This is a genomic window from Thermocladium modestius (assembly GCF_055398215.1).
Genome location: NZ_AP043731.1, coordinates 1,284,390 through 1,297,102, shown reverse-complemented (window position 1 = coordinate 1,297,102; position 12,713 = coordinate 1,284,390). Strand labels below are relative to the sequence as shown.

Genomic DNA, 12,713 nt, shown 5'->3' with positions numbered 1-12,713 from the left:
GCTTTCGGTTTAAAAACAATGATGCTGCAACCACGAATATAGTGTAAGGATAAGCAGTGGCCTACCGCTTTGATCCATCATCGCCGGCCATGAAATACACTATCCGTCTTTTTCCCCTCACATCCATCTCCGAGCGAAGAAGTCCCTTACTGACCAAGCTATTCAATGCCTTATAGACTCCTTGAAGCGTTACCTCGCCAGTAACCCTCTGCCACACTTGATAGGCAGTGGCCTTTCCCATAGACTTAACCACTTGCAACAGCTCCCGCTGTAAGCTGGTCGTGTCCCCCTTCCTGGAGTAATGCTTGAAGCCGGAGGAGCCGCTTATTATGGCCACGTAATCATTCCCCATTTGTTCCGCCACTACGTAGGCGGCGGCCGATATTGGCCTAGCATACACGTTTATCCTGGTCAGCCTGATCACCGCATCCAAAGAGTCTTGCGGATCCACGTCCATGAACTCCACTCCCCTGGTCTTCAAGAAGTCTATTATGGGATTGCCCAAACCATCGCTGGAACTGCCCAACAGCCGTGCGCCTATTATGTGGGGAGGAGAACTCAGGACCCCTGCCTCAAGTAATTCGTTTATCCCATGCCAAATGGAATAGACCAAAATGCCGCTCTCCACGGGAACCACTATGCCATTAATGCTGCGCAGCTGCTCATATAACTCGATGGAAATCGTCTTATAACCCTCTATCATCAAGGGATCCCCATACTTAACCGACGGCTCCATCACGCAATCTATGCATAGGTTGCACCCCAACTTCGCATAAAACTCCACATCACGCGCATCATCGGTCTTTCCTATGGAGACCAAGACCCTTCCGCCTATCCTGGAAACGTATAGTGAAACTGACTTAGAGAAGTCCCCATCCATCCTCAGCGATATCTCCCTAGGCATGCGGTGGCTTATCCAGACGGCTGTACCCCTATCCATGTAGGATCCGCTGGGGTTTCTTCCCTCCAATTTAAGCAGGAACTTACCCATGTGCCTGACCGGCGTGTAGCCCTCGCCCAACGATACCTCCTCCCGTGCCTTGGGAAGCATGGAGCTATACCTCCATATTCCACTCTTATTGCCGCTGATCCTATAGTTGATAGAGCCCTTGGAAACCAACAAGGGCAACCCGCACTTCGGACACTTAAGTATACCGTAGTCATCAACGGAGAACCCGCACTTCGGACACTTCAGCACGGGAGGAAAACCGTTCCATATTTAAAACCTTCCCCAACAACTACGCTTCATCACTCCATGGTCGCTGAAACGAGGGCCACCGCGTGGATTCTTAATGGATGGAGGTTTTACCCTTAGTCTTGTTTTTCTTTCTACGCATTAATAGCCATGATTAGGTATAGAAATGACAAGGCTTGGGAAAAACTCCTCCTTTTTTTCCGAGGCAAATAGTCAACTCTCCTCTTTATACATCGATCGATCCGATACATGAACATCGTATCGGGAAGCCCTTAACTTCTTCACAATGAACTCAAATGCAGCCATGGGCTTGGTGTGCTCACCGCACGTGTATACATCAACGGTCGCATAACCATGCTCCGGCCACGTGTGTATGGAAATATGGCTCTCCGCCACTATTGCCACCGCGGAGACGCCGCCGCTTGATCCGAATTTATGGTAAAACGCCGATATGACGGTGGCATTGGCAACGTCAGCCGCGTCCCTAACCAGTTGAAGTAGGAAAACCTCATTGCTGAGCAACTCCTCGTCGCATCCATAAAGATTACCGTAAATGTGTACGCCATACACTGCAACGCCGCCCTTTTCTCCCGTCGACCCTTGTATGTATGTTGTGGCTGTCATTTCTCCCCAATTATCAGGGATTTTTGAGAAACGAGGTAACGGAGCATTTAAAAGCTTTATCCTAAAATATAGCCCCCTCCTACCTTGAAGGGTAATTTTAGGGATTAATTCGAGCTCATCGCGACTGGGGAATTTTCGATTAATCGCGGGGAAATTTAATATACTGATGCAGAATCACCCCTAGATGAGCCTTAGATCATTCATGGACTATTTGGATAGGAGGGGATTGATTAAGAACGTGGAAGAGCTTAGCCCCGAATACGAGGCGCCATATGTGATAAGCCAGGAGACCGGGAGGGGCCCGGCCATAAGGTTCAAACTTCGCAATTTTCCCGGCTTCATGGGCGTCGGCAATATCCTCGATACTCGGGACAAACTGCATATAGCGATGGGAACCTCAAACGACGTAGAGCTTTACCGAAAATTGATCGATGCCGAGAACAATCCAAGCAAGCCGACCATAACGAACAATGCAGCGTTCAAGCCGTTGAAGGAGGTGAATTTAAGACGCCTTCCCATACCCAAGTTCTTCGAGAGGGAGCCCACCAATTGCTTGACCAGCGGCGTCGTCCTCGGAATGGGAGATTACGTGAATGCATCAATACATAGATTGTCCGTGATAGACGCGGATAAATTCGTTATAAGGCTTGTCCCAAGACACTTATACTCAATTTACTTGGATAATAAATCCAAGGGCAAGGATACCCCCGTGGCGATCGCGTGGGGAGTGCATCCAGCGTTTCTCCTGGCCTCCGCGTCCTCGCCCCCATTTGGGGTCAGCGAGCTGGATGTAGCTGCCAAGCTGCTGGACTACAAGGTAGTTCAACTGGATAACGGCGTGATCGCCCCAAGCGAGGCGGAGGTATTGATGGAGGGATATATTTCAAAGGATGGAGAGGCGGAGGAGGGGCCGTGCGTTGACATAATGGGAACATATGATGTGGTTAGGAGACAACCCGTTGTCAAGATAACTAAGATATATATCAGGGAGGAACCGATATACTCCCACATATTGGTGGCCGGTAGCCCGGAGAACAGCGTCCTGATGGGATTCGAGAAGGAGGCAAAGATATGGAACGCCGTTAGGGCAGTCGCCGACGTGAAGTCAGTTAGATTAACGCCGGGGGGAGGGGGTTGGCTTCATGCCGTCATATCGATAAAGAAGAAGGTTGAGGGGGAGGGAAAGAACGCGGCGCTGGCAGCCTTCGCCGCACACCCCAGCTTGAAGCACGTGGTGGTGGTGGACGAGGACATAGACATAGATAACCCCACTCAAGTGGAGTGGGCCATAGCCACCAGGTTCAGGGGAGACGAGGACTTGATAATAATAAGTAGGGCAAGGGGGTCCTCGCTGGATCCGGCCGCAATTGATCAAGCCATTGGGCTCACCACTAAGGTAGGCATTGACGCGACGAAGCCCCAATCAGTGGATCCAGCCAGGTTCGAGAGGGCCAGGATACCTCATTGAACTACATACAAGAACCAAGGCCTAGTACTGCGATTAATGCCTGGCTTCCATTAATGTACACAGCCGGTTCCAAGGCCTAGTAATAATAGCGAGGGGCGGATACCCTATTCGACCCGCATGACAATGAAATGGGTGTACCTGGCCATCATGGTGGTGGCCATAATAGGAGCAAGTTCCGCATACGCAATACACCTAATCCAATCCAATCAAACCCAAGGCCCGTCCTTGATTAGTCCAAGCAACGGCACTACGATATATAGATCGTGGATCGCCAATCCCGGGGGCCCCATGGCGACGGCCCGCGGTCCTCCCGGTCCTCCATTTACGGCTTCAAGCGATTTGGCGATTCTCAATGCCACTGAGGGATCGATGGCTCCAAGCAACGGCACTATTATAACCGTATCCGGAGAGGGATCCATAGATCTTCAACCCGAGGGGATAACCATCTACATAACCATCAGCAACCAACAGCCCCTGCCCACTCCATCTCAAGCCTACGATTACATGGAGTCCAACGTGAATGAATTCATATCGACATTGAACTCCCTTGGGGTGAATTACACTACGACGGAGGTCTCCCTGAACCCCGTGTATGAATACTACAACGGAGCGCAGCAGTTGGAGGGTTACTCCGCGTCCTATGGCATGAAGATAACATTGATGAACCCCATAAGCCAAACCCTGGTCGGCGAGCTCTTGAGCAATGCTTCCTCGGATGGCGCCTCCAGCATATCGATAAGCACATATATCAGTCCCTACTCATATCAACAGGGAGAGATCGAGGCGATGAAAGCCGCCGTCCAAATCGCGATGAGCAAGATATACGGAATAGCATCGGCCCTAGGCCTTTCATCGATCAAGATAATTTCTGTGCAAGAAAGCGCGGTTCCCACATACTACCCCGCTCCATACCCCATCTATGCCACTGCACTTAATACAGGTCCATCATTGCCAATAAACCCAGGAAGCGCATCTATAACGGCCACGGTAACCATAACTGCCATTGCCAATTAAATAAAAAATTGCAAATCACTGGGGCCTACTCTAGCCCCTAATCCCAATAAAAATTCTTATTCTTAACCCAAGGCTCTCCTGCCGCATTGCGATGTTGAGACAAGACAAAGAATTCATGCTTGCTCGCTTCCATCGCGGCGAGCCGCATCACAACCAGGAGTAAAAATCCGGCATTGGTCTTGCTGAGTGTTGGGAGGTGCCCTTCTCCATCAGGGTGGTTAGATCCTTGTTTACTTTTAAGTACTCCAAGCCATTCGATTTAAGCATGAAGTGGGCGGATGGTGATATGTCGGGCGATACCAACACGCCACGAGGCTTCTCTCCCCTCCTTTGAAGTAAATGATCGACGTACCGCAGCAATTGATTAACGGCGTCAGGGCCGGCCTGCGACCTCTTCACCTCGACCACAACTAATCTGCCGTTGGCGTCCCTTCCAAGTATATCTATCCTCCCCACCGCCGTATCGTACTCCCGCTCCAACACCATGAAGCCCTTCTCTATGTAGTCAGGGTGATCCACCAGCCAAGCCACCAGGTCGGATTCCGTGCCCATTACTTTATTATCCGAGTGCTCCACGTCGAAGGCACCGATGAAATCCACCCTATCCAGGTCAGCTATCACTCTCTCTGCCGGGGATGCCCTGATGCTCAACAATACCACCAAGCCATCCCGAGCCTCTATGTACGTCCTAGAGCCGGGCGGGTTCCAGATCAGCGGCTTCTCCCGCCTAGATCCATGCACCATGAAGGTCCCGTCGGGCTTTATAATTATCAGGTATGGATTGGCATTAAGATTGGCCTTTGCACGGCCATTATATGAGACGCGTGCCACGGCGTAAATCACCAATACATGAGTGGCCAGGTGAGACCTAACAAATTTTATTGCATCCTCATTACTCGGCATTATCAGATGATCCACTAAATGAAATTGCATTGGGGTTTTAATCCCTATCGAGCGTTGGTTCGCATATTCCACCACCCCTCATCCAGAGCTGGTTCTGCCCTATTTGATGCAAGGCAGGATTAATCCCCATGATAGAAATTGATTGTCCAATCAATTCAATTACAGGAAAACATCCCGACTTCTAAATGCTTTTCAACATCTCGCCCGTCTTGAAGCGGCTAAGCTGCTTGATCCGGTTCCATGTGGACCACGACTCCCCTGACGGAGGGGAAGCGCCTCTTCACGCTTGACTCGACGGTGCTGGCGGCATCATGGGCCTCGCCTATGGTATACTTAGAGGGGACTTTGATTATCATGTCTACCACGTATCCATTGCCTACGTTCTTTAACCTGACGTCGCTGACGGATATCCCCATTCCATTTACGTAATCGATTATCCTCTGGGAGAGGGATGGATCCACCCTATCCAGGAGAGTGTTCATTGACTCCTTGATGTAATTCCCGGCCAGGTAAAGCAGATAGGACGATATAGCCAACGCCGCTATTGGCTCTATGAAGGGCACGTACATCGATGCCACCACTGTGGTTATCACCAATGCCGAGTCAACGATATCCGCCGCGGCGTGCTTGGCCTCAAGAAGCAATACGGGTTCCTTGAGGCGACCATAGCTCATGAATAGGTAGATCGCGCGGGACGCAACTAATGCCATTACCGCGGCCACGACGTAGATAGCGACTTGAGGCGGTCTCTCAAAGCTCTTATTTATTATGTCGGAGGACGCCTCATAAATCAACGCCATGGTTGCTCCTATTATGATCAATGCAACGGTATACATGGCTAAATATTTATACTTGTAATGGCCAAATGGATGATCCACATCGGCTGGCCTAAATGCCATGTCGAACCCCACGTACAGAGATAACAGGATTACGGCATCTATCGATGTATGGAGACCATCTGCCTCCAGCACTATTATGCCTAGGCCCAATCCCGTTGCCATTTCGATTATTGATACGGATAAAGCCAGGTACGCCGCATTCATGATTATCTTGGATGGATCGCCAACGCGGCTGGCCCTATCCTTATTACTTCCCATTGCTCTCTTAATCGGATATCCGATATCGGATATTTAAACTTTAGCATTACCAACACAAAAGATGCCGCTTGCATCGCTTTGCATATACGTATACTATACGTATACTTCAGATGAAAGATATAAATGCAGCTACCATGAAATCCACCTCCTCGGCATTCCAAAAATCTTGCTTAGCCCCTCCAATCCCACGCGTTCAGGGAGCTTCGCTAGATGACGTCGCTCGCCCATTTTTGGAACCGCCTCCCTGAAGCCGTATTGCCCCTCAACGATTCTGGGCAGGTATGATTTAAAGCCGCACCTATTGCATCGCAATTCCCCCTTGCCCGCCGATTTCATAGTTGCGCCGCACTTGGGGCATCTTGGGTTCCTTATGTTCACCGCCTCATTAATCGAGAAAAGGGTCTCGACGTATATGGGATTACCGGTCAAGCCCGGCCTCCTGCCTCCGGTCAATATCGCGTACTGACCCACGAGCCCGGCCATTCCGGTATGCCTATATATAACGGCCTCGTCGTTGCCCACGCGCATGAATACGTGACCCTCCTCGCTTCTTTTGAGCGACGTCACGCGTCCACTGGCGATGCTTGGCTGATACATCCGTTTCCCGGCAACTGCAAAGTTAACCCCCGTTCCTTGATTAGTTTCGTAGAGCAACCACCGCGGCTTGGCTCCTAGCAGGAACAGCAAGGTATTTCCAACGTACATTACGTGATATGCGGAATCCCCCCTTATGCCGAAGAGGACGGGATCATCCGTGCTGGGCTCTATTAATGGTCTTTTGCCATCCATGTTGGCGAACGTGAATGGCTCCGTCAACTCGCTCAGTCTAGCTAGGATATCGGCGTCTATCGCAGGTCTCTCCTCGCCATTCCTATAGGATAATAGCTCGAACGTGGAATCCCCTAATTCCGCCATTATGGCGGCCAAGCCACCTATTACGCCGCGGCCGCCCCACCTAATCGCGCCGATTTTAGCGATTAATCGCTCAGCCAACTCCCTGGGGACCACATCGCTTAGGGCTGAGTAGTAGAACCATCGCTCGCTCGACGTCATGGAAACAACAATGCCCGGGCTCGTCTTTGCGCCTCTCGCGCTGAACTCATCAACAACATTAACCCCAAGCTCAAGCAACTCTCTTGGGTCCTCGACCTTAACCTTTAATGCGACTGCGGCATTTCCCCTCGTCTTGAATGGAATATATGGATTTAACCTAACGAGGCGGGGCAAGCCCAGTATCCTGTCCTCGCTTCGTGTCTTCAAGAACTCCTTGATGAAATTATACATCACGAAAGTGGTGCATCCCTTTTCATAATCATCCGTATCATCAAATGCTATCCACGCGCTCGCCTCAGGGTCAGGGAAGTCGCCCAACTCCATACCGCTATCTCGGCATACCGCTCTTTAAAGGCTGAGTCTCCTACTCTAGGCATTATGGGACTCCAAGCGATTGAGATATTTAAACCAACGTACTGACCTCCTCCCCGCCCTTTAGGGTGGGGGTTCCCCGAGGTCTGGAGGGTTACGCCCCTTTAACGGGCGCTACTCCGCCATGAAGTACTAGGAATGAAAGCGGTTTCTTAACCGTCGACACAACGATGCCCACAGCCTTTCTCATTATGTTCAATGCACCGTTTAAGTCGCTGTGCAACTTATGCCCCCTAGGACAACTTACTACCCCTCTAGGATGTCTCCTTACCTCAACGTCATGATATGCACACAGCCTAGAGGTGTTATACTCAACAACCTCAAACACCTTCATGCCATACTCTTGAGCCTTCAACTCAATCGCTTCCATTAGTTCACGGTAAGACCACAAGTTCACAGTGAACTTATTACCCTTCCCCTGCGCAATGTTGAAGGGATAGCCTAGATAAACGATGGATACACCTAGTTCATATAATTTCCTTACCATGTGGGATGCTAAGTTTCTGTATAAGTGTAACAGTCTGCTATACAGTTTCTTGAACGCTCCCCTTTTCTCTCTTGCTAACTCTTCATACGCTTCATATTCACCCACGTTCTTCGCTCTGCCAGCCATCGACTGCACCCCGGCGATCCTCCTTTGGAAGTAGAAATAATCCTCCTTAGCCCTAACACCCCTATATAACAACCAAGTCCCGTCGTCGACTACTACGCTGGCCAAGACGTTAATACCTAAGTCTATGGAGGCTATCTTGTTTCCCTTCGGTGCTTCGGCCTGGATTGACTTCCTCTCACCGCGAACAACGTATTCACTCTTCTTCCCAGTCTTCGTCTCCTCAACCCCCACATCAACTGGCACGTGGGCGTACCACTTGTTGGTAGTCTCATCATGGATGATTTCTAACCTTCCTTGTTTCCCACGCCGCCTCAACCCACCTACAAACTCAACCTCCAAGTGGAAGTCCTTGAGGATGATAACGTGCTTGTTCTCATCGACTTCATAGCGATCTTGCCTAACAACTAGGATTAGCTTCCTCCTCTTAGTTTCTTTTTCCTTCCAATAACGCGGTGGCGAAACTTTAACCATGTGAGGTAGTTTTCCTTGTTTCTTCAGCCTCAGTAGGGAGAAGAACGAACTCCACGCCTCGTTGTTCTTCTGCATGACAGCTTGAGCGTTAACTCCAAGTACACCCTTGTACTTCTCATAGTACTTGCCCCACGTGCCTTTTAGGTCTACTTTTTCCCCGTGGAAGAATTGTTGCCTCCTCTCGTAGTTTAACTCGTTGAAGAGCTTGGCACACTCGTTGGCTAACCTCTTTAGCTTCCTTTCTTGGAATCCGTTTGGTAGGAGACGTACAATATTTGTTCTCTTATTTGAATATTTGACTTCGTGGACGCCCTTCCCCGGTATTGCTGGGGTGATCGGCCCCCGCTCCTCATCCTCAGGGAATTGACCAGGGGAGGGCGTCATGAAGAAAGATGTGTTGAAGGAACTTAAAAAAACTTTCTTCCCGCCTCAAAGAGGCGAGGTTTGTCCTCTTTTTTATCAGCCATTGTCCTCCAAGAGCCAGCATAGCCTAATTCCTCGGCGTTAGACATGGGATTTGGCCCCAATAAGGAAAGGAGAATTGCTAGTGCCCGCTCGAGCAAATCTTTAAAAATGCACCTAAGTCGATGTCTGAGGGGCCGTAGTCTAGCTTGGTCAGGGGGTTCAATCCCTTTCCGGGATGGCCTGACAAACGCACGGCTTGGGCCCTGTGATAGGCAGGAAATGGGCAGCTAACTCCTCCGTTGAAGTATCTTGGCGCGGCGCGCTGCGTGAGCTCTGAGTTGCATCATGTTCTCCCGGTTCTCCTCGTGACTCGTTTATGGATCGTGCATGCCTCACTTGCAGTAATTCTTTATTAATCTATATATATCCGTGATCCTGGGCCTATCCTTGAACGCCACCACGAAGTGAGGCAGCTTGCGCCAAGCCGCTGTCGCCAACTTCTCGTCGACCAAGACTATTATCGGTATCTTTAATCTTAATAATTTATCGTATTTCCTCTCCAAGTACTGGGGAGACCAATAGCCAACGAGCTCTATGTAGGCATCGCCAACCTTGAAGTCCGGTATGAATATCCTGCCATCCACCACCAACGGCTCCGGCTCCCTCTTTACTTCCTTGCATATGGATAACAATCGCCTATAGAAATCCGCCTCCATGTAGCTATCGAATACGGGCTCGTCGCTTGAGACGGGTCTCGGAAAACGAGTTTCCTCGCTGGAGTCCTCATAATAATACACGCGGTCGCCCAGTTTTATCCTGGCCCTCAAGCTCCATTTAGCACCGACCAGTAAGGGAAGGAGCTTTGCCAACCTGGTACCGTATCTATCTGTTTGCTTGATCGCGGAAACGGGTCCGTCTATGGCTAGTTTAATCCCGTTACGGGAGCTCTCGGCGACGTACATCAACCCCATCAACTTGGCTTGCCTCAGCAAGACCTTAGACTGCGCGCCGCTCATTTCCGTCTCCACCTCCACATCCAGCGCCTTAAACAGGAGAGCCTGGGCAAGCGAGAGGTTGTATTCCCTAATCAATTCCTCCGCCTCCGGTTCCTTGAAGTCAACTATTACCCGCTCATCATCATATATCTTGAGAAGGTCGGCGTCGACGCGCTCCGGGCTGGAGCCAAATTTCTCAGCCACCTTACTGAGAACTAGTCCCCTATTCCCCCGAGTCACCGGGTATAGCTTGGCGGCCTCCCTGAACACGTCCAGCCTCATCCTAATCAACGCTGCCTCATCTACGTCCTCCAGTCTCGTCCTAGATTTGAGGAGGTGGATTAGCCCTCCAACCAGTCTAGGATCGCTGCCCTCATATTCAATGGACCTAATCACATCACCCAGCCTCATCCCCACCCCTCGCTTGAATGCGTATATGACGTCGTACACTACCTCTGCCTCGGCCTCATCTATGTACCTGGGCTTTACCTGCCCCCTTCCCGTGAACTTGATCCTGATCAAGTTAAGCGGAAGCATGTCTCCTCGACGCCTCCCTGGTGCCCGTTGTTACTACCTCGTATATCTTGGCCTTGCCTGGCTTAAGTCTCAATGCCCTTCCTATGCGCTGCACGTATTGCCGCTCGCTGGATGTTCCCCCGAGTATTATTACGATATTGACATCGGGCACGTCTACCCCCTCCTCCAATACCTTGCCTGTAACTATGGCCTTCACGTCTCCCCTCCTGAACATGGCCATGACGGCCTCCCTCTCCTCCTTGGGCGTTTCATAAGTTACCTCAGGCAGTAGAAATCGCTTGCTAACCTCGTGCGAGAGATCGCTGAGCTCCGTGAATATTATCGCCTTATCGTTGGGATGCCTCCTCAATATTTCCTCGACGGCATCCAACTTGCTGGGAGCAGTCATAGCCAGCCGCCTAGCCTCCCGCCAGGCCCTTAATGCCTCCCTCGCTGCTCGGCTTCTCCCGCTCATCTTAACCAGCACCCTGAAATCGCTCGGCTTCCTGAAGCTTATGCCGCTTCTCCTAATGAATTCCCTGTACTTCTTCATCAATTCCTTATACTTGGCCCGCTCATTTTCATCCAGCTCTACCTTCACCGTCTCCACATCGAAGTCAGCTATATAGCGTCCCCGCGCCTCCTCCACGCTTATCCTATACACCACAGGCCCAATTAGGTTAGGCAGGTCTTGGTGAAGATCATCGCTGCGCTCCGGCGTGGCGGTTAGCCCTAACCTGTACGGCGCGGGGGATAGCTCGGCTATTTGCCTGTACCCCTCGCTCGGCAAGTGATGAGCCTCATCGAATACTATGAATGGATACTTGTTCCCCAGCCTCTCTATTGATATATAGGCCGAGTCATACGTGGTAACCGTGATGCATCCCTCGCTCTTCTCATCCCCATAATACTTCCCAACCCTCGTATCCAAGTAATAGCTCACCCTATCCGCCCACTGCTCCACTAACTCTATGGTGGGCACGACCACCAACGTCCTAACCCTTAGGGCAGTGATTGCGCCCACCCCCACGTGGGTCTTCCCCATGCCGGTCGGCATGACCACCACGCCCCGCTTTCCCACCAACCAACGCTGCAAGGCAGTCCTTTGATACTCCCTTAACCTCAAATCCCGCTTGGGCCTTATCATGCATGGCTCCACCTCCATCACGTGATCCTCAAATTGAACCCCCATGCTCTTCAACCTCCTCGTCAAGTCCGGGTAATTGATTGCCAATATCCTATATGCCTTGGCCCGATCATCATACTTAGCATACGGCAAATCCACCTTGCCGCCCCTAATCACTACCGTGCCTCCATCCCACTCCAGAGATAACACTAGGGTAGGGCTGCATTGGGTGATTTATCCCTATTCCCCAAATCCCTATAGTTCCGTTAATACGTGTTGCCTCCATCTTCGTTTATCCAGAGACATCGGGAACATATACTGGAGTGAGTGTAAATCTCACCTTGCAGGTTAATAGCACTGAATCGAGCTTCTACTTTCAACCAATTTGAAGAGATTTAATGATAGTCTCTTCATTGCATATTTAATCCCCTCGCATAGTCTTTCAATGCACACCTTAAAAACCAAGTTTAACCGCCTTTTCATGATGACGATGCGGTAGGGCAATATTTATATATGCGTTACCAATAATTGGACACGCAATTATATCATAAGCCAAATAACCACCTCGTCAAGCAAGATATGTGGAACATGGTTTTGTTTTTAAAGGAAAAGAAAAGATCTTAATCGCGGCGGGCTTGGCGAGGGCTATTATACGGATCCAATCCCGGCTCGGTCGAGCAACTGCCGCTCAGGGGATCGTTTAAACAATGATCTGTGGTTTGCTTGTAGTTAGTTACTGACCTCCTCCCCGCCCTTTAGGGGGTTTCCCGGGGTCTTGGGGGTTACGCCCCTTTACTGGGCGATACTCGGCTCCCCTCCCCTACTGGTATTGCTGGGGTAGTCGGCCCCAGCCCCCCATCC

At 50.6% G+C, this 12,713-nt stretch carries 10 protein-coding genes; 2 read left to right on the top strand and 8 right to left on the bottom strand.

Features of this window, described 5'->3' with window-relative positions:
* Positions 1 to 61: 61 nt before the first annotated feature.
* Positions 62 to 1,198 carry a pyridoxal-phosphate dependent enzyme gene (locus ACZ5ZS_RS06715; RefSeq protein ID WP_188596817.1) on the bottom strand — a complete coding sequence of 379 codons (1,137 nt, stop codon included), beginning with the start codon at positions 1,196 to 1,198 and terminating at the stop codon, positions 62 to 64.
* A gap of 210 nt (positions 1,199 to 1,408) precedes the next feature.
* On the bottom strand, positions 1,409 to 1,819 hold the full coding sequence (speD, locus tag ACZ5ZS_RS06710; protein ID WP_075059094.1) for an adenosylmethionine decarboxylase: 411 nt from the start codon (positions 1,817 to 1,819) through the stop codon (positions 1,409 to 1,411).
* Positions 1,820 to 2,003: 184 nt separating this feature from the next.
* Between speD and ACZ5ZS_RS06705 the strand changes: the two genes are divergently transcribed.
* Both ACZ5ZS_RS06705 and ACZ5ZS_RS06700 read left to right on the top strand, forming a co-directional pair.
* Complete coding sequence (locus tag ACZ5ZS_RS06705; protein WP_188596816.1) at positions 2,004 to 3,287, top strand: UbiD family decarboxylase; 1,284 nt, start codon at positions 2,004 to 2,006, stop codon at positions 3,285 to 3,287.
* Between the two features lie 117 nt (positions 3,288 to 3,404).
* A complete protein-coding gene (locus tag ACZ5ZS_RS06700; protein ID WP_188596815.1) occupies positions 3,405 to 4,301 on the top strand; it encodes an SIMPL domain-containing protein in 897 nt (298 codons plus the stop codon).
* 147 nt (positions 4,302 to 4,448) lie between these two features.
* Here the strand turns inward: ACZ5ZS_RS06700 and nucS are convergent, their stop codons facing one another.
* The 6 genes from nucS to ACZ5ZS_RS06670 all read right to left on the bottom strand — a co-directional run bounded on the left by nucS (position 4,449) and on the right by ACZ5ZS_RS06670 (position 12,062).
* A complete protein-coding gene (nucS, locus tag ACZ5ZS_RS06695) occupies positions 4,449 to 5,219 on the bottom strand; it encodes an endonuclease NucS (protein WP_188596814.1) in 771 nt (256 codons plus the stop codon).
* A 203-nt stretch (positions 5,220 to 5,422) separates the two neighbouring features.
* A complete protein-coding gene (locus ACZ5ZS_RS06690; RefSeq protein ID WP_188596813.1) occupies positions 5,423 to 6,301 on the bottom strand; it encodes a cation diffusion facilitator family transporter in 879 nt (292 codons plus the stop codon).
* Between the two features lie 129 nt (positions 6,302 to 6,430).
* A complete protein-coding gene (locus ACZ5ZS_RS06685) occupies positions 6,431 to 7,678 on the bottom strand; it encodes a TiaS agmantine-binding domain-containing protein (RefSeq protein WP_188596812.1) in 1,248 nt (415 codons plus the stop codon).
* Positions 7,679 to 7,820: 142 nt separating this feature from the next.
* A complete protein-coding gene (locus tag ACZ5ZS_RS06680; protein WP_188596811.1) occupies positions 7,821 to 9,194 on the bottom strand; it encodes an RNA-guided endonuclease InsQ/TnpB family protein in 1,374 nt (457 codons plus the stop codon).
* A gap of 413 nt (positions 9,195 to 9,607) precedes the next feature.
* The gene (locus ACZ5ZS_RS06675) at positions 9,608 to 10,747 is read right to left on the bottom strand and encodes a DUF790 family protein (protein ID WP_188596810.1); all 1,140 of its coding nucleotides are present in this window, start codon (positions 10,745 to 10,747) and stop codon (positions 9,608 to 9,610) included.
* Positions 10,734 to 12,062, bottom strand: a complete 1,329-nt coding sequence (locus ACZ5ZS_RS06670; protein ID WP_229657733.1) for a DEAD/DEAH box helicase family protein — start codon at positions 12,060 to 12,062, stop codon at positions 10,734 to 10,736. Before ACZ5ZS_RS06670 ends, ACZ5ZS_RS06675 begins: the two co-directional genes overlap by 14 nt.
* Between the last annotated feature and the right edge of the window lie 651 nt (positions 12,063 to 12,713).